This window comes from Rhizobium sp. BK456, from assembly GCF_014194045.1.
Classification (GTDB): domain Bacteria; phylum Pseudomonadota; class Alphaproteobacteria; order Rhizobiales; family Rhizobiaceae; genus Rhizobium; species Rhizobium redzepovicii.
Genome location: NZ_JACIAO010000001.1, coordinates 649,459 through 670,107, shown reverse-complemented (window position 1 = coordinate 670,107; position 20,649 = coordinate 649,459). Strand labels below are relative to the sequence as shown.

Genomic DNA, 20,649 nt, shown 5'->3' with positions numbered 1-20,649 from the left:
GAAATTCCTTCTTAGTCTGCTGGCAAAACCAGAGGGAAAAGATGTCCGGGGATGCGGGCTCTTTGAACAAACAGGAGAAGTCATGAGGTCAATCATTGCAAGTGTGACGGCCGCCGCCGTTGCCGCGCTGCTCGCCGCCGCGCCGGCCTTTGCGCAGGAGCGCGTGGTCAACGTCTACAACTGGTCGGATTATATCGACGACAGCATCCTTGCCGACTTCACCAAGGAAACCGGCATCAAGGTCGTCTACGACACCTTCGATTCCAACGAGACCGTGGAAACCAAGCTGCTGGCCGGCGGCACCGGTTATGACGTCGTCGTTCCCACAGCCGACTTCCTGCAGCGCCAGATCCAGGCCGGCGTCTTCCAGAAGCTCGACAAGTCGAAACTGCCGAACCTGTCCAACATGTGGGATCTGATCCAGCAGCGGACCGCCGAATACGACCCGGGCAACGAACACGCGGTCGATTACATGTGGGGCACCGACGGCATCGGCTATAACGTCAAGAAGGTCGCCGAAATCCTCGGTCCCGATGCCAAGCCCGGCCTCGAAGTGATCTTCGATCCGAAGGTCGCCGCAAAATTCAAGGATTGCGGCATCTACGTGCTCGACACGCCGAAGGACGTCATCACCACGGCGTTTCGTTATCTCGGCCTCGACCCGAACTCCACGAAGGCTGAGGATTTCAAGAAGGCCGAAGAACTGCTGACGGCTATGCGCCCCTATGTCCGCAAGTTCCATTCCTCCGAATACATCAATGCGCTTGCCAACGGCGACATCTGCATCGCCTTCGGCTATTCCGGCGACATGCTGCAGGCGCGCGACCGCGCGGCCGAAGCCAAGAATGGTGTCGAGGTCAATTACTCGGTTCCCCCGCAGGGCGCCCAGATGTGGTTCGACATGATGGCCATCCCCGCCGATGCGCCCCACGTCGCCGAAGCCCACGAATTCCTCAACTACATGATGAAGCCTGAGGTCATCGCCAAGGCGAGCGACCACACCTTCTATGCTAACGGCAACAAGGCCTCGCAGCAGTTCGTCAGCAAGGACATTCTGGAAGATCCGGCCGTCTATCCCACAGAGGCGGTGATGAAGAACCTCTTCACGGTCAAGCCGTGGGATCCGAAAACGCAGCGCCTGGGGACGCGCCTCTGGACGAAGGTCGTCACCGGCCAGTAATGCAGCCTTAGGCCCGGACGGAAACGTCCGGGCCTTTCAATTACCGGCCCGGGTGGAGGCCGGAAAAAACCTGTATTCGGGGAATAATATGAAGTCTCTCGGCAATATCCGCCGCGCTTTCGCGCCCTGGACCGATCCCTCTGCAAAACCCTTCATCGCTTTCAAGAATGTCACCAAGCGCTTCGGCGATTTTACCGCCGTCGACAATCTGTCGCTGAATATCTATCACCGCGAGTTTTTCGCGCTGCTCGGCGCTTCGGGCTGCGGCAAGTCCACGCTGCTGCGCATGCTCGCCGGCTTCGAGCAGCCGACCGCGGGCGAGATCGTGCTGGATGGCACCGACATGGCCGGCACGCCGCCCTATAAGCGACCGGTCAACATGATGTTCCAGTCCTATGCGCTTTTCCCGCACATGACGGTCGAGAAGAATATTGCCTTCGGCCTGAAACAGGACGGCATGGCGAAGGATGAGATGACCGACCGCGTCGCGCAGATGCTGAAGCTCGTCAAGCTCGAGCAGTTCGCCTCACGCAAGCCGAACCAGCTTTCCGGCGGCCAGCGCCAGCGCGTGGCGCTGGCCCGCTCGCTCGCCAAGCGCCCGAAGGTGCTGCTGCTCGACGAACCGCTCGGCGCGCTTGACAAGAAGCTGCGCGAGGAAACCCAGTTCGAACTGATGGATCTGCAGCAGAGCCTCGGCCTCACCTTCGTCGTCGTCACCCACGACCAGGAAGAGGCGATGACCATGGCAGACCGCATCGCCGTCATGAGCCACGGCAAGGTCGTGCAGGTGGCCACACCGGCCGAGATCTACGAGGCGCCGAATTCCCGTTTCGTTGCGGATTTCATCGGCGACGTCAACATCTTCGACGGCAAGGTCGCCTCATCCGGCAACGGCACCGTCGAGATATCGGTCGACAGCGGCTTCAGCGTGCGCGTCGCCGCGCCGGAGGCACCGCCGTCAGGCAGCGCCGTCGGCTTCGCCATCCGGCCGGAAAAGATGCGGGTCTTGCGTCAAGCGCCCGCCAACGCTTCGGTCAACGCCGCCAGCGGGGAACTCTGGGATATCGCCTATCTCGGCGATATGACCGTCTTCCACGTGAAATTGCAGAGCGGCAAGATCGTCAAAGCATCGTCCCTCAATGCGCAGCGCTCCGTCGACGACCCCTTCACCTACGACCAGGAAGTCTGGATCTCGTTCGACGAGAACGCCGGCGTTCTCTTGAAGGATTGAGATCATGGGCAAGCTCACCTCCGGCCTCTACAACCGGCTCGTCATCACCATCCCTTATGCCTGGCTGCTGCTCTTCTTCCTGGCGCCGTTCTTCATCGTCTTCCGCATTTCGCTGTCGACGACGGCAATCGCCATGCCGCCTTACGAGCCGGTCTTCTCGCTTGCCGACGGCTGGGCGGGGCTCTGGAGCAAGATCGGAGAACTGTCCTTCGACAATTACGCCTACCTCACCGACGACGCGCTCTATTTCAATGCCTATATCTCAAGCGTGGTGATTGCCGGGATCGCCACTTTCCTCACATTGCTGATCGCCTATCCGATCGCCTATGGCATGGCGCAGGCGCCGCGCACGATCCGCCCGACGCTGGTGATGCTGGTCATCCTGCCGTTCTGGACGAGCTTCCTGATCCGGGTTTATTCCTGGATCGCGATCCTGAAGCCGGAAGGGCTTCTCAACCAGCTTCTCCAGTCGCTGCAAATCATCGACAGCCCGCTGATCATCCTCAACACCACGACCGCCGTCTATATCGGCATCGTCTATTCCTATCTGCCGTTCATGGTGCTGCCGCTCTATTCGGCGCTGGAAAAGATGGATGGTACGCTGATCGAGGCCGCACAGGATCTCGGTTGCACGCCGATCCGGGCTTTCTGGCGCGTCACCTTTCCACTGTCGATCCCCGGTGTGGTGGCCGGCTGCATGCTGGTCTTCATTCCCGCTGTCGGTGAGTTCGTCATTCCCGACCTGCTCGGCGGTTCGCAGACGCTGATGATCGGCAAGACGCTCTGGAACGAGTTCAACGCCAACCGCGACTGGCCGGTCTCCTCGGCGGTGGCGACGATCCTGCTGATGATCCTGGTGATCCCGATCGTCTTCTTTCAGAACGCCCAGGCCAAGGCCGAAGAGCGGGGGAAATAAGCCATGCTGAAATGGACCCGTTTCAACATTGTCTCCGTCACGCTCGGCTTTGCCTTCCTCTACCTGCCGATCGTGCTTCTGGTGATCTTCTCCTTCAACGAATCGAAGCTCGTCACCGTCTGGGGCGGCTTCTCAACCAAATGGTATGTCTCGCTGCTCTCGAACCAGGGCCTGCTCGACGCCGCCTGGGTGACGATCCGTGTCGGCCTGCTGTCGGCGACGCTCGCCACCATCCTCGGCACGATGGCGGCGCTGACGCTGGTGCGCTACACCCGCTTTCGCGGCCGCATGCTGTTTTCGGGCATGATCTACGCGCCGCTCGTCATGCCCGACGTCATCACCGGCCTGTCGCTGCTGCTGCTCTTCGTCGCGATCGGCTTCGATCGCGGTTTCTGGACGATCACGCTGGCGCATACGACGCTGACCATGTGCTTCGTCGCCGTCGTCGTGCAGTCGCGCCTCTTAAGCTTCGATCGCTCGATCGAGGAAGCGGCGCAGGATCTGGGCGCGCCGCCGGTGCGCACCTTTTTCGAGATCACTCTGCCGATCATCGCGCCGGCCGTGGTCTCAGGCTGGATCCTGGCCTTCACCCTGTCGCTCGACGATCTGGTGATCGCCAGCTTCACCTCGGGGCCGGGCGCCACCACGCTGCCGATGCGGATCTACAGCCAGGTGCGCCTCGGCGTGACGCCCGAGATCAACGCGGTATGCACCATCCTGATCGGCATCGTCGCGGTCGGCGTCATCTGCGCCTCGATCGTCACCAAGCGCCGCGAAATCCAGCGCCAACGGGACGAACGCGCGGCCGCCGCCGGCGCTTGATCCTACTGCGCGTGAGGGGTGGTGCCCAAGAGCGGCACCGGCGAGATCACCGGGTTCGGCCAGGATCCGCCGATGAAGAACGGCAGAAGCGGCAGATCCGCCGCCTTGGCCGGATCGGTCGCTTCGAGCGATCCAGACAGCGCCAGCCCGTTCGACTGATAGGTGATGACGCCGGATAGCGTCAGCGTCTCGGCCGTGCCGGCGATCCGGGCATCGTGCATCTCGGCGGATCCGTTGGCAAAATCGGCCTGCAGGTTCAACTGGTTGAAAGCGAAGGCGCCGCCTGCCGCAGCACTCAGCGGAAAGAATGGCTTTTGGGCTGCCTGGGTCCTCAGTGCCGCGGCATCGATGCCGGGGATCGTGCCTTCCCTTGTCCAGAAGTGCAGCCTGCCGGTGACGTCGGCAAGACCGGTCGTCCAGATCGCCTTCGGCGACTGCAGGTCGAGATCGAGCGATCCGGTCGCCAGCGGCAGCGGTCCCTTCAGCTGCAGGCGCTCGGCAAGGGCTGCGAAATCGGCATCGCGGATCGACAGCTGCAGCTTGCCGCCGCCGTCGAAGTCGCGCTGGGTCGCTTCCAGATGCGCGGTCATCTCGCCGCCTTCGAACCGGCTGTCGCCGATGTCGAATTTCGCTTCCCCGCCGGCAACGATCATGCTGGCGCCGACATCGGAAAGCTCGAAGAGACCCATCTGGGCGCGCCGCGCCGAAAGCCTGACATCGACATCGAGCAGCCGCAGCGGCCCGTTTATCCCGGCGGAGATTTCCTCCGCCTCGCCGGCGGCGAGTCTCAGCGCGAAAGCGTCGAGGAACGGCTTGAGGTTCATCTGGTCGAAGGCGAGCGTGCCGCCGATCTTCGGCCGTTTGCCGGGTTGGGTGAGAAGGTCCATCACCCCGGTGGCGCTCGCTTCGTTCAGCGACAGGCTGAGATTGTTGAAGCGCAGACCGTTGCCCGACGACATGATGTCGGATTCCAGCGAGGCGCTCTTCAGCGTGGCGATGCCGGGGATGGATTTGCCCGACCATGTAAGAAGCGCCGGCATATCGGGAATGCTGGCGGTGATATTGCCGGAAAGCGCCAAAAGGCTGGCGATGTTGGCAATTCCCTGGAAGTGCGCCGTCAAGAGGTTCGATGTCAGCGACGTCCGCGTCTCGGCATTCCGGCCGGCAAAGACGAGCAGCGGCTGGCGCGAGGCGAAATCGACCTTCAGGTCTTCGCCGTTGATGCGGGCGATGACAACAGCCGAGATCGCGCCGGACAGTCTCGGCCAGGCGATATCTGCGGTGACGCTGTCGAAACGATAGGTTTTGGCGGTCTTGATGTCGGTCACCGCAAGCGTGCCGTCCTCGACCGTCACCGCGCCGATCTCGGCGTCGAGATCGGGATCGAGCACCTCGGCGCCGTTTTCGGTGCGCACGCCGCTGATCGCGCGGGCAAGCAGGCCGGCATAACTCCAGTCGATCAGGCCATTCTCGTCGCGCGTCAGCGCCAGGTTGGGGCGCACCAGGTGGAATTCGTGGAAGCTGGTGCGGCCTCTCAGCGCGTCGATGAGGCTGAAATCGGCCGACAGGCTGTCAATGCTGCCGAGCAGCTTGTCGCCGCTTTCGCGCGGCTGGCGGATGGTGATCTGGTTCAGCGTGATGCGCGGCGTCGGCCAGAATTCGAGAACCGGACTGCCCTTGATCTCGGCATGGTAGCCTGTCCATTTTGACAGCGCATCCTCGATACCCGAGCGCACGAAGCCGGTGGTGATGAGATAGGGTGCGGCGACCCTTAGCGCTACGAACAGCCCCAGCGCGATCAGCAGAAACACCGTCGACAGACGGGCGAAGGCCGGAAGCCAGCGCGAAACGGGTCCGATCTTCCTGCGCCACCTGCGATGTCTTGACGTGCTCATGATCTCCGCCGGCAATTCCGCCGGTTATCCCGTTAAGCGCTGATTTCGCCGGATATAGGAAATATCGGGCATATGCAAATCCCCTGCAGCACCGCGCCCCTATTCAGACGCGCCGAGGCATGCTGCAGACCTTCGAAGCGACGCATCGACCTTCTGAATGCATAGGCTGGGATCGCGTCGGTTCCGCACTTTATAATGCAATGCAGCATGATATAAAGGCGGGATTGGGAGGAGGATTGAATGCAGGATAACAGACCACTTTGGGTGCCCTCGGCGGAAGCCGTCGCAAAAAGCCCGATCCACGCCTTCATGGCGCGCTGCAATGCCGATTTCGGGCTTTCGCTTTCCGGCTTTGAAGATCTGCATGCCTGGTCGGTGGCCGAGCGCGAGAATTTTTGGTCGGCCGTCTGGGATTTCTGCGGCGTGAAGGGAGAGCGCGGCGCAGAGGTGCTCATCGATGGCGACCGGATGCTGGAGGCTCGCTTCTTTCCGAATGCCACGCTGAACTTTGCCGAGAACTTGTTGTCGGGGCGCGGTGAGGGGGATGCCATCATCTTCCGTGGCGAGGACAAAGCCGACGACCGCTGGTCGTGGGACCGGCTGCGGGCGCTGGTCTCGAAGCTGCAGCAGGCTTTCAAGGCGCAGGGCATCGGTGAGGGCGACCGCATTGCCGCGATGATGCCGAACATGCCGGAGACCGTCGCCGCCATGCTGGCGGCCGCCTCGATCGGCGCCATCTGGTCGTCCTGCTCCCCAGATTTCGGCGAACAGGGCGTGCTCGACCGTTTCGGCCAGATCGGCCCGAAACTGTTCATCTCCTGCGATGCCTATTGGTATTCCGGCAAGCTGCAGGATGTCGGCCCCAAGGTCGCCGCGGTGGCGAAAAGCTTAGGCGTGCCGGCGATCGTCGTCCACTATGCCGGCGATGCCGAGGCGGTCGCGCGGCAAACGCCTGATGCTTCGACGCTGGAGGCCTTCGTCGCGCCCTATCAGGTAAAAGAGGTCGAGTTTAAGCCGCTCGCCTTTGCCCATCCGCTCTACATCCTGTTTTCCTCCGGCACCACGGGCGTGCCGAAATGTATCGTCCATTCGGCCGGCGGCACGCTCTTGCAGCACCTCAAGGAGCAGCGGCTGCATTGCGGCCTGGAGGCCGGCGAGAAGCTGTTCTACTTCACCACCTGCGGCTGGATGATGTGGAACTGGCTGGTCAGCGGCCTTGCCAGCGGCGCCACGCTCTGCCTGTTCGACGGTTCGCCCTTTGCGCCCGACGGCAACGTGCTGTTCGATTATGCCGCGGCCGAGAACTTCGCGATCTTCGGCACCTCGGCAAAATATATCGATGCGGTGCGCAAAAGCGGGCTGACGCCGCGCAACAGCCACGATCTTTCCAGCCTGCGGCTGATGACCTCGACCGGCTCGCCGCTGTCGCCTGAGGGCTTCACCTTCGTCTACGAGGGCATCAAGCAAGATGTGCAGCTTGCCTCGATCTCCGGCGGCACCGATATCGTCTCCTGCTTCGTGCTCGGCAATCCGCTGCAGCCGGTCTGGCGCGGCGAGATCCAGGGGGCCGGCCTCGGCCTTGCGGTCGATGTCTGGAACGACGACGGCAAGCCGGTGCGCGGCGAGAAGGGTGAACTCGTCTGCACCAAGGCCTTCCCGTCGATGCCGGTGATGTTCTGGAACGATCCCGACGGCGCCAAATATCGTGCCGCCTATTTCGACCGGTTCGACAATGTCTGGTGCCATGGCGATTTTGCCGAATGGACCGAGCATGGCGGCCTTGTCATCCACGGCCGTTCGGATGCAACGCTCAATCCCGGCGGCGTGCGCATCGGCACGGCCGAGATTTATAATCAGGTAGAGCAGATGGAGGAGGTGGCCGAGGCACTGTGCATCGGCCAGGAGTGGGACGACGACGTCCGTGTCATCCTCTTCGTCCGCCTTGCATCAGGCGTGACGCTGACGGACGATCTCGTCAAGGCGATCAAGACGCGGATACGCACCGGCGCCTCGCCGCGGCACGTGCCGGCAAAGATCATCGCGGTTGCGGACATTCCCCGCACTAAGTCCGGCAAGATCGTCGAGCTTGCGGTGCGCGAGGTCGTTCACAACAGGCCGGTGAAAAACCAGGAAGCGCTCGCCAATCCCGAGGCGCTGCGGCTCTTTGCCGGGCTGGCGGAGCTCAAGGATTGATAGCGGATTGGAAGCTACAATCTTTTATCACTCATCGATGCACTGTCATGGAAACCTTTCGTTAAGAAAGGTTTGTCAAATCTAAAAGCCAACTTGGGGGCCGTGTATGAACGAGGCGGCCTGGAGCCCTACAGCGCCGCGCGTCTTAGACGCGCAATCATGCAGCAGGGCTTTCGATACATGATGGTGATCGACTGAGCTCTTGTTGAACAGCACCAAATTCAAGGCAGCCTCGGCTGCCTTTTCTTTATGGCTCAGCCGGCCAGCACCCGCTGCGATGGAAAGGTGATCTCGACGAGCGTGCCCTCGTTCGGCGCCGAATTGATCGAGAACACCGCGCGGTTGGCATCGACCATCGCCTTGGTCAGCGGCAGGCCGAGCCCAGTGCCGTCGCCGCGATGGCGCGATTGGGTCGAGGAAACCTGCCGGAACGGTTTCATCGCCTGATCGAGTTCGCTGCGCGTCATGCCGATGCCGGTATCGCGGACCCTCAGCACGACACTGCCATTCGCCTCATAGGAAGTGGAAACGACGATCTGCCCGCCTGACGGAGTGAAGCGGATGGCGTTCGACAGGATGTTGAGCGCGATCTGCTTGATCGAGCGCAGATCCGCCACGACCTCAGGCACCGCATGCGACAGCGCCGTGCGGATGATGACGCGCTGGCCGTTCGCTTGCGGCTGGACCAGGGCGACCGCCTCGGAGACCGCCTCGTTGAGGCCGACGGCGGCAAAATCGAGATCCATCTCGCCCGCCTCGATCTTCGAAATGTCGAGCAGGTCGTTGACGATATCCAGCACATGCCGGCCGGAACGGCCGATGTCGTTGGCATATTCGATATAACGCGGATGGCCGATCGGCCCGAAGCGCTCGCCGGCCATCATGTCGGAAAAGCCGATGATGGCGTTGAGCGGCGTCCGGATTTCGTGGCTGACGCGGGCGAGGAAATCGGTCTTGTGGGCATTGGCGGTTTCGGCCGCGCCCTTGGCGTTGCGCAGTTCGTCCTCGGTGCGCTTCCACTGGGTGATATCGCGGATCACGGCGCAATAGCCGTTGGAGGAGGTGAGCTGGCCCATCGTCATGAACAGCGGCACGAAGCCGCCGGCGGCCTCGCGGCCGATCACTTCGCGCCCGTCGTTCAACACGCTGGCGACGCCATGGCCGGAGAGGCCGTTCAGATAGTCGAGCACCGCCTTCTGGCTCTCATGGGCAAACAGCATGACGAAGGGTTTGCCGCGCGTCTCCTGCTCGTCGTAATTGAAAAGCGCGCTCGCCGACCGGTTCATCGAGCGGATGTCGCCCTCGGTGCCGATGACGACGACGCCGTCGGTCGCCGTTTCCAGGATGGAGCGCAATTCCTCCACTTCGACCTGAAGCTTGGCGACCTTCTCGACCATCCGCTCGGGCCGCGCTTCTGTCCGGCCCTCGGAGCGGCTTGCGTCGCCGCGGCCGTCTTCCTTGCCTTCCACCGGCATGAGCGCCAGCATCAGCGCGTTGGCGTCTTCCCAGCGCACCGATTGCAGCCGCGCCGTCACCGGAACTAGGCTATCGTCTGCCTTGACGAGCATCATGGTGCCGGAGCCGGCGGCTTTTTCCTCGAGTTCGCGGCGTTGCAGCAGGGCTTCGATGCCGCCGACCTCGCGCAAAGCATCGAGCGACGCGTAGCCGGTCAGCCGCATGAATTCCGGATTGGCATGGATCAGCGCATCGCCGACATGGATAAGCACGGCGACCGGCAGCTGGTCGACCGTTCCCAGCGAAAGCCCGTCCGTCATCTTGACGCGCGGCGGGATGAAGCTTGTCAGAACCTCGATCTGGCTGACCGTCTCCCCCAGCCCTTCCGTCACCTCGTCCTCATCGATGACATCGGGCTCCTCGGCACCATCGTCGTCGCGCTGGGCGTCGGCGGCATTCTCGAAAATCGCCTCCTGTGGCACGATCTCCTCGAGCGATGGCGCTTCCGTGTCGTCGTCAATGGGTGTTTCGGCCTTGAACTCTTCGGCCCCGGAAGCCTCTTCGAAGCTGGCCGTTTCCGTGGCGGCGGGTTCGCTCCGCGCCGGCGCAGCAGCTTCGTCCTTGCTGGCGCCGAAGGCCTCGAGACGCTTGGCGATCTCGCGGAAATTGGCCTGTTCGGCGGCCGTCAGTGCGGCGCCGCTGTTATGGAGCTGAACGATCTTGTCGGAGAAGCGGCGGTTGGGCGTTTCCGAAATGCGAAGCGCCGGCGGCTCGTTCGACGTTTTCGTTGCCGGTTCGGCGGCGGAGATATCGCCGGCATCGGCGCTATCGTCTGCTTTTTCCGAAGCGTTTTGCTGGAAAGGCGGTTCGTCGGACGCCTGCTCGGCTGCAATCTCCTCAGACGCCAGCTCCGTCTCCGGCTGCGGCTCGCTTGCCGCAGGCGCCTGCTCCTCGACCTCTTGCGTCAGGGCGGGTTCGCTCGCGACCTCTTCCTGCACTGCCGGCATCTCGTGTACCGCCTCGGCGACGGTCTCGGTCACCGGACCGAGGCTTGCCGCATCATGGCCGACGCCATCCGGGCCGAGCGTCAGGCCGAGCGCCAGCGGATCTTCCTGCGCATCGGAAAGCCGGACGACGCCGAAACCGCGGAAGCCATCGAAGTCGCGGTTGCGGGTATAGGTCGGCAGGGCCGCCAGATCGACGGGAACGACGAGGCTTGTGCCTTCGACCGGCCAGAGGATGGTTTTGCCCGACCAAGTGTCGCGGCGGGCGAGCGCTTCGGCAAGCTTGCCGTCGGGATCGAGATTGAAGAGGGCGGCGACATCGCCGAAGGCAGAGCCGATAATCTCGGAGGCATGCGGACCGACGGCCTCGGCAAATTCATGGCTGACCTCGTTGAACCGGCCCTCGGCGTCGATCTTCCAGACGAAGCGCGTGGCGCGGCTGTTCGGCCTGAAGACGAAGCCTGGCGCAGCCGCAAGCTCAGGAGCAGGGGAGGCGTCGGCGACCATAGGCGGTGCAACGACGGGCTCTTCGTGAACGGCTTCCGGCGCCTCTTCGACCGGCGTTTCGCCGGCTTCAACAGGCGGTTCCGCCGTCGTCGCCGTTTCCACCGTCTGCGTGACGGAGGCAAGGTCGTCCTCGATGATCGCAGCAGGCTCGTGGGACTCATCCGCGCTGCCGTCGATCGCGCCGCCGTCGCTTTCCGGCTCCGCATCCTCGGCGAGACCGGCGTCCTCGGCCATCTCGTCTGCGGTTGCCGCTGCGCTTTCCACCGGCTGGTCGTTTTCGCCGGTGATGTCCTCGAGCGTTTCCTCGACTTCCTCGATCCCCGAGACCGCCTCAATGATCTCGGTAAAGCCTGTGTGGGCAACGGGCTCGTCGCGGAAATCTTCGGCCGGCGGCACGCTTTCTTCCTGCACGGGCGCATCAATCAAGTCGAGGGCGGGGGTATCGATCGGATTTGACGCGGCTGCGTCGATCGCGTCGAGATGGCCGATCGCCGTCTCCACGGCAAAGAGCAGGTTGAGCGCCGGCTCGTCGCTGAGCTTGCCGACCGCAGCCGGAAGATTGCCTCTGCTAGTGGCAACGGGTCGCTTCACCAGCCGGTCGGGATGCGCGCCGGCAAGATTGATCAAGGTCTTTGCCGTCTGCGCCGAAATCCCGAGCGAGGCAAAGCCGGGTGAAGCGGCGATGACGTCGCCGTCGGCGCCGATCACGGCCATATGGGTGTCCGGGTCATCGAGCCCCTGCAGCATCTGCGCCGCCGATGCGCCTGACGTCAGCGGCTTTGTCGAGACCGGGACCGAAAACAGCATGGCCTTTTCGCCTGAAGAAAGCCGGATCAGTTCGGCTGCCGCCTGCACCTGCACACGCTGAAAGCCCTTGGCGACGCGGATCATCAGGCTTCTGTGGTCACCGATATCGGCAAGCTGGCGCGCGGCCGTTTCCAGCTGGCGGAAGGTGATATCCGTGCGGTCGACGCCCTGATCGAGCAGATCATAGACGGCCGAATGGCCGAAAAGTTCGGCGCCCGCACCGTTTGCCCAGAGCAGGCGGGCAAGGTCGGCCGAAAACAGCACCATCGCCTCGCCGCGTGAAAAACGTTCCCGCACCCGTGCATGCACGGCGATATCGATGAACGGATATTGGACTGCGGGCATGATCGAACCTTGTCGCTGTCGGCCTTCTTAAATTAACGGCTTATTAATAACTGCGGGGCGCATGCGGGTCCAGAAGAGCAGGGGGTTTTCGGCCGGCAAGGTTAACGTCTTGTGCATTGCACAATAATTGTTGCAATGCACAATGAAATGTCTTATATAAGCATCATCCCAACTATTGCAGGCAGCGACTGCCTCAGCCCAAAGGATGCGACCCATGGCTACCATAAAGACCGACGACGTTTTTTCAATCGCTTCTTTCGACCCGTCCAAGTTCGCGGAATCCTTCCGTGATTTCGCCGAAAAAGGCGCTCAGCAGTCCAAAGACGCCTATGCCAAGCTGAAGACCGCTGGCGAAGAAGCCGGCAAGACCCTCGAAGCCACCGTCCAGACGGCACAGGCCGGCGGCGTCGAACTCGGCCTGAAGGCTATCGACATCCTGCGCGTCAATTCCGAGAACTCGCTCTCGCATTTCGAAGCACTGCTCGGCGTCAAGTCCGCCGCCGAATTCTTCGAGCTGCAGACCGCCTTCATCCGCAAGCAGGCCGAGCTGACCGTCGAACAGGCGAAGTCGATCCAGGAAACCACCAAGCAGGTTGCCGAAAAGCTCGCAAAGCCCTCCAAGGACGCCGCCGAAAAGGCCATGGCTTCCTTCAAGGTTGCCTGATCGATCTTAACCGGTCGGAGACAAAAGGCTGGACCACGCGTCCAGCCTTTTTGTATATTGACGAGGAATGGGGCTTGAATTCATCGCCAAGTCCTCGTATGTGACCCCCGTCGCGCCAAGCGTGATTTATGCGGTTGTAGCTCAGTTGGTTAGAGCGCAGGTTTGTGGCACCTGAGGTCGGAGGTTCGAGACCCCCCAACCGTACCATTTTCTCCACGATAAGAATGAAACCCCGCTTCCAGCCATTTCGATGGAACCCATGCCGTCCCGACCCGTTCTCCAAGTTAACGGGAGAATATGCATGTCGAAAACCCTTCTCTACGGCGCGACCAAAATCGACGAGACGAACAGTGCTTATGCACCGGTCGAAAGCCTCGCGGCGTTCCAGTGGAAGAACCGCGTCTTCGTCGTTTTTGCCGACAAGGATAATGCCCGCGCCGCCCGGCAGGAAAATCAGCTTTTGGCCGACCGCTCAGCCCTAGACGAGCGTGATCTGGTGGTGCTCAAGATCTCGGGCGCAACTATCCGGCCGCTCTTCGGTGCGGCGGACGGGCTTGACGGCGAGGCGATCCGCCTTGATCTCGAGGCGGCCGAGATTGGGGAATTTGCCGCCTTCCTTGTCGGCAAGGACGGTACGGTGAAACTCAAGGTCAGCGAACCGATCACCGATGGCGAGCTTTTCGCCATCATCGACAGCATGCCGATGCGTGCTGCCGATGTGCTGAAGCCGGACAAATAGGCCGGCCCGACGTCAGTTTAATCCATTATCATCAAAAGGGAGGCGGCCATGTCCGTGCCCAACGAACCCATTCCCGATCAGCCGCCGATGCCGGCACCCGGCTGGAAGCCGGTGCCGCCGATCATCGAACCGGAGCCGGACAGGCTGCCGGACGAGGCGCCGGTTCCAAATCCCGATGAAAACGACGAACCGGCCAAGCACGTCTCTGAGAACTAAAGAAAGATCTGCCGTTCGGCGCCGACGAGTTCCTGCAGGAAATCGACAACGCTCCTGACGCGCACCAGATCGCGGGCTGTTTCGTGATAGGTCGTCCAGTAAGCGCGTCTGATGGACACATCCGGCAAGATGCGCTGGAGCTCTGGATATTGCCGGGCGATATAATCGTGCAGAATGCCGATGCCGGCGCCTGATCGCACCGCCTCGGTCTGCCCGATTGACGTCGAAATCTCGAAGCTGGCATCCCAGCTTCGCATCACCTCGCCGGAGAAATTCAGCGACGCGGTAAAGATCAGGTCTTCGACATAGCCGATACGCGGATGCGCCTTCAGCGCTTCGATATCACAAGGCGTGCCGCGAGAGGCGAGATAGTCCCGCGAGGCATAAAGGCCGAGCGTGTAATCTGTGAGCTTGGAGGAGACGAGCCGGCCCTGTTCGGGCCGCTCCAGCGTGATGGCGATATCGGCTTCGCGCTGCGACAGCGAAAAGGAGCGCGGCACCGGGACGAGCTGGATCTTCAGCGCCGGATGACGCTCGATCAGCCGGCCCATGCGTGGCGCCAGAAAAGAAACGCCGAAACCATCCGGCGCGCCGACGCGTACCGTCCCGGCGATCGCCGTATCGGTGTGGCCGAGGCTGGCCTGTGCTGCGAGCATTTCCGTTTCCATCCGCTCGGCGGACGCCAGGAACACTTCGCCTTCCGCCGTCAACTCGCAGCCATTGGTCCGGCGGATGAAAAGCCGCGTCTTCAGCGCCTCTTCCAGCGAGGTCAGCCGGCGCGAGAGCGTAGCATGATTGAGCCCCAGCCGCTTCGAGGCGGCAAGGATTTGCCCGGTACGGGCGACGGCAAGGAAAATCCGCACGTCGTCCCAGTTCATGGCTTGGCCCGCATTACGATCGGATCGACGTCGAGAAGCGTCAGCGATGTCACCATGCCGGCCGTTTCGGCCTTGTATTCAAGGAAATGCGGTGTCCGCAGATGGGCCTCGTATGCCTCCTTGTCGGCATAGACCTCGAGAATGCGAATCCGGTTGGGGACGTCCCTGATGCAAACGGCACTGAGAGAAAGGACGCCGGCTTCTAGCGCTACGGATGCCTCGATTTCTCTGGTGAGCAAGGCGCGATAGGCGTCAAGCATGTCCGGATCGATCTCCAGCTCCGCCATTCTGACGACGGGTTTGCGGCTCATCGTTTTGATCTCCCCTTGGGATTTGACTTGTCCGACTGCCGTTCCAAGTTTGAGAGCAGCAGCAGCGCCTGATGCAAATGGTGGCACTATAATTTACGCACAACGGTTACTTATATCAGCGCATTGATTTGTGCAAATTGAAGTGCGATTGTGGGCCATCCCAAAAACAGGAGGAGCATCCATGCGTGAGATCGGTCATTTCATCGGCGGCAAGCAGGTCGCCGGCACCAGCGGCCGCGTGAGCAATGTCTATAATCCGGCAACCGGCGAAGTGCAGGCGACGGTCGCGCTCGCAAGCGTCGAGGAACTGCGCGCCGCCGTCGAAAATGCCAAGGCTGCGCAGCCGAAATGGGCTGCCACCAATCCGCAGCGTCGCGCCCGCGTCTTCTTCAAATTCGTCGAACTCCTGAACAAGCACATGGATGAACTCGCCGAGATGCTCTCCAAGGAGCACGGCAAGACGATCGAGGATGCCAAGGGCGACGTCATCCGCGGCCTGGAAGTCTGCGAATTCGTCTGCGGCATCCCGCATCTCGCCAAGGGCGAGTTCACCGAGGGCGCTGGTCCGGCGATCGACATGTATTCGATCCGCCAGCCGGTCGGCATCGGCGCCGGCATCACCCCCTTCAATTTCCCCGGTATGATCCCGATGTGGATGTTCGCGCCGGCGATCGCCTGCGGCAACGCCTTCATCCTGAAGCCCTCAGAGCGTGACCCCTCCCTGCCGATTCGTCTTGCCGAACTGATGATCGAAGCCGGTCTGCCCGCCGGCATCCTCAACGTCGTCAACGGCGACAAGGGTGCCGTCGACGCGATCCTCACCGATCCCGATATCGGCGCCGTCTCCTTCGTCGGCTCGACGCCGATCGCCCGCTACGTCTACGGCACGGCGGCGATGAACGGCAAACGCGCCCAGTGCTTCGGCGGCGCCAAGAACCACATGATCATCATGCCGGATGCCGATATGGATCAGGCCGTCAACGCGCTGATGGGCGCAGGCTACGGTTCGGCCGGCGAGCGCTGCATGGCGATCTCGGTTGCCGTACCGGTCGGCGAGGACACCGCCAACCGCCTCGTCGAAAAGCTGATCCCGAAGATCGAATCGCTGCGCATCGGCCCCTACACCGACGACCAGGCGGACATGGGCCCGCTGGTCACGAAGGATGCCTATACCCGTGTTCGCGGCCTGATCGACCGCGGCGTCGAAGAAGGCGCCAAGCTCGTCGTCGACGGCCGCGACTTCAAGCTCCAGGGCTATGAGGACGGTTATTTCGTCGGCGGCTGCCTGTTTGATCACGTCACACCCGAGATGGACATCTACAAGACCGAGATCTTCGGACCTGTCCTCTCCGTCGTTCGTGCCCAGAATTACGAAGAGGCCCTGTCGCTGCCCATGAAGCACGAATATGGCAACGGTGTTGCGATCTACACCCGTGACGGCGATGCCGCCCGCGATTTCGCCTCGCGCATCAATATCGGCATGATCGGCATCAACGTTCCGATCCCGGTTCCGCTCGCCTATCACTCCTTTGGCGGCTGGAAAGCCTCGAGCTTCGGCGACCTCAACCAGCACGGCACGGACTCGATCAAGTTCTGGACGAAGACCAAGACCGTCACCGCCCGCTGGCCCTCCGGCATCAAGAGCGGCGCTGAGTTCGTCATGCCAACAATGAAGTGATCTGACGATAAATCGATTTGCAATTCGGGGGCCTTATGGCCCCCGTTTTATTTACTGTCTTGGAAACCATCACACCGCACCGGTATCTCCGACCGTCCCGGCGCGCGCCGGGCGCGGGCATGACATTATGGATTGCAACCAGAAGATTTCGGCGCAGGATTGACGTCGCGTCATTTGGCCTCATAAGCTGAATGCGAATTTCATATTTTGGAATTGTTCAAAACTACCAAACCGCCTATATAGGTCTGAACAGGCACGAGTCAGGAGAATGGCATGCGGTTGACGAAGCAGACCAACTATGCGGTTCGCATGTTGATGTATTGTGCTGCCAACGACGGGCACTTGAGCCGGATTCCGGAAATTGCCAGGGCTTACGGCGTGTCCGAACTGTTTCTTTTCAAGATCCTCCAGCCGCTGAACAAGGCCGGCCTCGTCGAAACCGTGCGCGGTCGCAATGGCGGCGTGCGCCTGGGCAAGCCGGCGGCCGACATTACGCTCTTCGACGTCGTCAGGGTGACGGAAGACAGTTTCGCCATGGCCGAATGCTTCGAAGATGATGGCGTGGTCGAATGCCCGCTGGTTGACAGCTGCGGCCTGAATTCGGCGCTGCGCAAGGCGCTCAACGCCTTCTTCGCCGTGCTGTCGGAATATTCCATCGACGACCTCGTCAAGGCGCGTCCGCAGATCAATTTCCTTCTCGGAATCACCGGCGAGCAGCCATATCGCAAACCCGCGATCGTTGCGCCCGCCGCCTGAATTTAAAAGAGCAGGACAGAGTTCTGAAACCGCGATGGCCCCGGCCATCGCGGTTTTTATTTTGCCGCGTCTACCGGTTCGGCGAGAATAAACGTCTCAAGCCTGGCAGGCGATTCTGACCGACCACGACACGCATAAAGGGCGCAATTATCCAAAATACGACGAAATCCCGGACGTTTTTATCCGAATCTGTCCAAATGAGGCCGATTTTTGATTGAAAATTTCTAAAATTGTCCAACTGGAAAAATTTTCTCCGTAGCCCGTTGCTTTCAGTAGATAAATGTCGTTCCATCGACCGTCGATCGGGATGCATATCTGCGGTCTCCAGACATTAAAAAAGAACAACCGGGAAACAATATTATGAAAAAGATCTCTGTCATGCTGGCAGCGACGGCCCTGATTTCGGTCATGGCGACGTCGGCCTGGTCCAAGACCCTTGTTTATTGCTCCGAGGGTTCGCCGGAAGGCTTCGACCCGAGCCTCTATACGGCTGGCACGACCTTCGACGCCTCGTCGCGCACGGTCTATAGCCGCCTGGTCGAATTCAAGCATGGCGGTACCGAGATCGAACCGGGCCTCGCCGACAGCTGGAGCGTTTCGGCCGATGGCACGGAATACACCTTCAAGCTTCATCCCGGCGTCAAGTATCAGACCACCGACTTCTTCACGCCGACGCGCGATTTCAACGCCGACGACGTCGTGTTCTCCTTCGAGCGTCAGCTGAAGGCCGACAATCCGTGGAACAAGTATGTCGAGGGCGGTTCTTACGAATACGCCGCCGGCATGGGCTTCCCGGATCTGATCAAGTCGATCGAGAAGGTCGACGACCTCACCGTCAAGTTCACGCTCAACCATCCCGAGGCGCCGTTCCTTGCCGACCTGGCCATGGACTTCGCCTCGATCGTTTCCAAGGAATATGCCGACAAGCTTGCCGCCGACGGCAAGATGGCGCAGCTCAACCAGCAGCCGCTCGGCACCGGCCCCTTCACCTTCGTCGCCTATCAGCCGGATGCCGTCATCCGCTACAAGGCCAACGAAACCTATTTCAAGGGCAAGGAAAAGATCGACGATCTGGTTTTCGCCATCACCTCTGACGCCGCCGTCCGCGCGCAGAAGCTGAAGGCCGGCGAATGCCACCTGATCCCTTATCCGAATGCGGCTGACGTTCCCGAGCTGAAGAAGGACGGCAATCTAACGGTGATGGAACAGGCCGGCCTCAATGTCGGCTTCCTCGCCTACAACACGCAGATGGCCCCCTTCGACAAGCCGGAAGTTCGCCGCGCGCTGAACATGGCGATCAACAAGCAGGCGATCATCGACGCCGTCTTCCAGGGTGCGGCCGCCGTTGCCAAGAACCCCATTCCGCCGACGATGTGGTCCTATAACGACGCCGTTCAGGACGACAAGTACGATCCGGATGCCGCCAAGAAGGCTCTCGCCGATGCCGGCGTCAAGGATCTCAGCATGAAGGTCTGGGCGATGCCGGTTTCGCGTCCCTACATGCTGAACGCGCGCCGCGCTGCCGAACTGATCCAGGCCGATTTTGCCAAGGCCGGCGTCAAGGTCGAGATCGTCACCCATGAATGGGCCGAATATCTGAAGCTCTCCTCCGACGTGAAGCGCGACGGCGCCGTCATCCTCGGCTGGACCGGCGACAATGGCGACCCGGACAACTTCATGGATACGCTGCTTGGCTGCGATGCCGTCGGCGGCAACAACCGTGCTCAGTGGTGCAACAAGGAATATGACGACCTGATGACCAAGGCCAAGCTGACCGCCGATGTCGGCGAGCGCACCAAGGCCTATGAGCAGGCACAGCTGATCTTCAAGAAGGAAGCCCCCTGGGCGACGCTTGATCACTCGCTCGTGTTCGTTCCGATGAGCAAGAAGGTCTCCGGCTTCTTCATGGATCCGCTCGGCATTCACCGCTTCGACGGCGTCGACGTATCCGAATAACAAGAAAAATGTAAGAATGCCCGGCAGAGCTGGGCGCAGCCGGCGGTCAGGCACCCCCTGACCGCCGGAAACTATTGGACATCTGCCATGTTGCGTTTTTTCATCGGCCGCCTTGCGGTGCTGATCCCGACATTCCTCGGCGTTTCCCTCATTGCCTTCTCGTTCATCCGCATGCTGCCCGGCGATCCCGTCATGCTTTTATCGGGCGAGCGTGTCATGGCGCCGGAACGGCACGCCCAGATCATGCACGATCTCGGTTTCGACCGGCCCATGTATGTGCAGTATTTCGATTATCTCGGAAAAGTGCTGCACGGCGATCTCGGCACCTCGATCGTCACCAAGCGGCCGGTTCTCGGCGAATTCCTGACGCTGTTTCCGGCAACGCTCGAACTTTCCTTTTGTGCCATCATGCTCGCCGTCTGTCTTGGCGTGCCCGCCGGCATCTTTGCTGCCGTCAAGCGAGGCACGTGGTTCGATCAAAGCGTGATGGGTGTCGCCCTCATCGGTTATTCCATGCCGATTTTCTGGTGGGGCCTGCTGCTGATCATCTTCTTCTCGGGCTATCTCGGCTGGACGCCGGTTTCCGGCCGCATCTCGCTGATGTATTTCTTCAAGCCGGTCACCGGCTTCATGCTGATCGACAGTCTGCTGTCCGGCCAGAAGGGCGCCTTCGCCTCGGCCGTCAGTTATCTCATTCTGCCGACCATCGTGCTGGCCACCATTCCGCTCGCCGTGATTGCGCGCCAGACGCGTTCGGCGATGCTCGAGGTTCTCGGCGAGGACTATGTCCGCACGGCCCGCTCGAAAGGCCTGAAGCCGCTGCGCGTCGTCGGCGTGCACGCGCTGCGCAATGCGATGATCCCGGTCATCACCACCATCGGTCTGCAGATCGGCGTTCTCCTGGCCGGCGCCATTCTCACCGAGACGATCTTCTCCTGGCCGGGCATCGGCAAATGGATGGTCGATTCGGTCTTCAAGCGTGACTACGCCGTGGTCCAGGGCGGCCTCCTGCTGATCGCTGGCGTCATCATGCTGGTCAATCTGATTGTTGATGTCCTCTACGGCTTCATCAATCCGCGCATTCGTCATTAGGAGC

General features: G+C 61.4%; 16 protein-coding genes and 1 tRNA gene. 13 read left to right on the top strand and 4 right to left on the bottom strand.

Annotation, left to right across the window (positions count from 1 at the left end; translation table 11 throughout):
- Positions 1-82: 82 nt before the first annotated feature.
- The 4 genes from FHX03_RS03610 to FHX03_RS03595 all read left to right on the top strand — a co-directional run bounded on the left by FHX03_RS03610 (position 83) and on the right by FHX03_RS03595 (position 4,149).
- Positions 83-1,180 carry a polyamine ABC transporter substrate-binding protein gene (locus FHX03_RS03610; RefSeq protein WP_183777221.1) on the top strand — a complete coding sequence of 366 codons (1,098 nt, stop codon included), beginning with the start codon at positions 83-85 and terminating at the stop codon, positions 1,178-1,180.
- 88 nt (positions 1,181-1,268) lie between these two features.
- Entirely contained in the window at positions 1,269-2,411 is a 1,143-nt protein-coding gene (locus tag FHX03_RS03605; RefSeq protein WP_183852607.1) for an ABC transporter ATP-binding protein, read from the top strand.
- A 4-nt stretch (positions 2,412-2,415) separates the two neighbouring features.
- Positions 2,416-3,327 (top strand): ABC transporter permease subunit, encoded by a 912-nt coding sequence (locus tag FHX03_RS03600; RefSeq protein ID WP_183852605.1) that lies wholly within the window; start codon positions 2,416-2,418, stop codon positions 3,325-3,327.
- 3 nt (positions 3,328-3,330) lie between these two features.
- Positions 3,331-4,149, top strand: coding sequence for an ABC transporter permease (locus FHX03_RS03595; protein ID WP_003588469.1), 819 nt, complete (start codon positions 3,331-3,333; stop codon positions 4,147-4,149).
- A gap of 2 nt (positions 4,150-4,151) precedes the next feature.
- Here FHX03_RS03595 and FHX03_RS03590 read toward each other — a convergent pair whose 3' ends face one another.
- A complete protein-coding gene (locus FHX03_RS03590; RefSeq protein ID WP_183852603.1) occupies positions 4,152-6,044 on the bottom strand; it encodes an AsmA-like C-terminal region-containing protein in 1,893 nt (630 codons plus the stop codon).
- A gap of 240 nt (positions 6,045-6,284) precedes the next feature.
- On the opposite strand from FHX03_RS03590, the gene FHX03_RS03585 reads away from it, so the two are divergent.
- Positions 6,285-8,237, top strand: coding sequence for an acetoacetate--CoA ligase (locus FHX03_RS03585; RefSeq protein WP_097623916.1), 1,953 nt, complete (start codon positions 6,285-6,287; stop codon positions 8,235-8,237).
- Positions 8,238-8,491: 254 nt separating this feature from the next.
- Here the strand turns inward: FHX03_RS03585 and FHX03_RS03580 are convergent, their stop codons facing one another.
- Positions 8,492-12,355, bottom strand: a complete 3,864-nt coding sequence (locus tag FHX03_RS03580) for an ATP-binding protein (RefSeq protein ID WP_097623917.1) — start codon at positions 12,353-12,355, stop codon at positions 8,492-8,494.
- Positions 12,356-12,569: 214 nt separating this feature from the next.
- On the opposite strand from FHX03_RS03580, the gene FHX03_RS03575 reads away from it, so the two are divergent.
- The 4 genes from FHX03_RS03575 (at position 12,570) to FHX03_RS03560 (ending at position 13,974) form a co-directional block, all read left to right on the top strand.
- Positions 12,570-13,019, top strand: a complete 450-nt coding sequence (locus FHX03_RS03575; RefSeq protein WP_097623918.1) for a phasin — start codon at positions 12,570-12,572, stop codon at positions 13,017-13,019.
- 130 nt (positions 13,020-13,149) lie between these two features.
- Positions 13,150-13,226: transfer RNA gene (locus tag FHX03_RS03570), tRNA-His, on the top strand.
- Between the two features lie 94 nt (positions 13,227-13,320).
- Positions 13,321-13,758, top strand: a complete 438-nt coding sequence (locus FHX03_RS03565; RefSeq protein WP_183852601.1) for a DUF4174 domain-containing protein — start codon at positions 13,321-13,323, stop codon at positions 13,756-13,758.
- Between the two features lie 48 nt (positions 13,759-13,806).
- Positions 13,807-13,974 carry a hypothetical protein gene (locus FHX03_RS03560; protein WP_097623920.1) on the top strand — a complete coding sequence of 56 codons (168 nt, stop codon included), beginning with the start codon at positions 13,807-13,809 and terminating at the stop codon, positions 13,972-13,974.
- Here the strand turns inward: FHX03_RS03560 and FHX03_RS03555 are convergent.
- Both FHX03_RS03555 and FHX03_RS03550 read right to left on the bottom strand, forming a co-directional pair.
- A complete protein-coding gene (locus FHX03_RS03555; protein WP_097623921.1) occupies positions 13,971-14,852 on the bottom strand; it encodes a LysR family transcriptional regulator in 882 nt (293 codons plus the stop codon). The genes FHX03_RS03560 and FHX03_RS03555 overlap by 4 nt on opposite strands.
- Entirely contained in the window at positions 14,849-15,163 is a 315-nt protein-coding gene (locus FHX03_RS03550; protein WP_183777224.1) for a putative quinol monooxygenase, read from the bottom strand. The genes FHX03_RS03555 and FHX03_RS03550 overlap by 4 nt, the downstream gene beginning before the upstream one ends.
- Before the next feature lie 181 nt (positions 15,164-15,344).
- On the opposite strand from FHX03_RS03550, the gene FHX03_RS03545 reads away from it, so the two are divergent.
- The 4 genes from FHX03_RS03545 to FHX03_RS03530 all read left to right on the top strand — a co-directional run bounded on the left by FHX03_RS03545 (position 15,345) and on the right by FHX03_RS03530 (position 20,645).
- Entirely contained in the window at positions 15,345-16,841 is a 1,497-nt protein-coding gene (locus FHX03_RS03545; RefSeq protein ID WP_097623923.1) for a CoA-acylating methylmalonate-semialdehyde dehydrogenase, read from the top strand.
- Positions 16,842-17,114: 273 nt separating this feature from the next.
- Positions 17,115-17,597, top strand: coding sequence for an iron-responsive transcriptional regulator RirA (rirA, locus tag FHX03_RS03540; RefSeq protein ID WP_003588420.1), 483 nt, complete (start codon positions 17,115-17,117; stop codon positions 17,595-17,597).
- Positions 17,598-17,957: 360 nt separating this feature from the next.
- Positions 17,958-19,553 carry an ABC transporter substrate-binding protein gene (locus tag FHX03_RS03535; RefSeq protein ID WP_003588419.1) on the top strand — a complete coding sequence of 532 codons (1,596 nt, stop codon included), beginning with the start codon at positions 17,958-17,960 and terminating at the stop codon, positions 19,551-19,553.
- A gap of 87 nt (positions 19,554-19,640) precedes the next feature.
- A complete protein-coding gene (locus FHX03_RS03530) occupies positions 19,641-20,645 on the top strand; it encodes an ABC transporter permease subunit (RefSeq protein ID WP_097623925.1) in 1,005 nt (334 codons plus the stop codon).
- The last annotated feature ends 4 nt before the right edge of the window (positions 20,646-20,649 follow it).

Coding starts and splice junctions, on each gene's coding strand:
- FHX03_RS03610 (WP_183777221.1), top strand. CDS start 83: ATGAGGTCAATCATTGCAAGTGTGACGGCCGCCGCCGTTGCCGCGCTG.
- FHX03_RS03605 (WP_183852607.1), top strand. CDS start 1,269: ATGAAGTCTCTCGGCAATATCCGCCGCGCTTTCGCGCCCTGGACCGAT.
- FHX03_RS03600 (WP_183852605.1), top strand. CDS start 2,416: ATGGGCAAGCTCACCTCCGGCCTCTACAACCGGCTCGTCATCACCATC.
- FHX03_RS03595 (WP_003588469.1), top strand. CDS start 3,331: ATGCTGAAATGGACCCGTTTCAACATTGTCTCCGTCACGCTCGGCTTT.
- FHX03_RS03590 (WP_183852603.1), bottom strand. CDS start 6,044: ATGAGCACGTCAAGACATCGCAGGTGGCGCAGGAAGATCGGACCCGTT.
- FHX03_RS03585 (WP_097623916.1), top strand. CDS start 6,285: ATGCAGGATAACAGACCACTTTGGGTGCCCTCGGCGGAAGCCGTCGCA.
- FHX03_RS03580 (WP_097623917.1), bottom strand. CDS start 12,355: ATGCCCGCAGTCCAATATCCGTTCATCGATATCGCCGTGCATGCACGG.
- FHX03_RS03575 (WP_097623918.1), top strand. CDS start 12,570: ATGGCTACCATAAAGACCGACGACGTTTTTTCAATCGCTTCTTTCGAC.
- FHX03_RS03565 (WP_183852601.1), top strand. CDS start 13,321: ATGTCGAAAACCCTTCTCTACGGCGCGACCAAAATCGACGAGACGAAC.
- FHX03_RS03560 (WP_097623920.1), top strand. CDS start 13,807: ATGTCCGTGCCCAACGAACCCATTCCCGATCAGCCGCCGATGCCGGCA.
- FHX03_RS03555 (WP_097623921.1), bottom strand. CDS start 14,852: ATGAACTGGGACGACGTGCGGATTTTCCTTGCCGTCGCCCGTACCGGG.
- FHX03_RS03550 (WP_183777224.1), bottom strand. CDS start 15,163: ATGAGCCGCAAACCCGTCGTCAGAATGGCGGAGCTGGAGATCGATCCG.
- FHX03_RS03545 (WP_097623923.1), top strand. CDS start 15,345: ATGCGTGAGATCGGTCATTTCATCGGCGGCAAGCAGGTCGCCGGCACC.
- rirA (WP_003588420.1), top strand. CDS start 17,115: ATGCGGTTGACGAAGCAGACCAACTATGCGGTTCGCATGTTGATGTAT.
- FHX03_RS03535 (WP_003588419.1), top strand. CDS start 17,958: ATGAAAAAGATCTCTGTCATGCTGGCAGCGACGGCCCTGATTTCGGTC.
- FHX03_RS03530 (WP_097623925.1), top strand. CDS start 19,641: ATGTTGCGTTTTTTCATCGGCCGCCTTGCGGTGCTGATCCCGACATTC.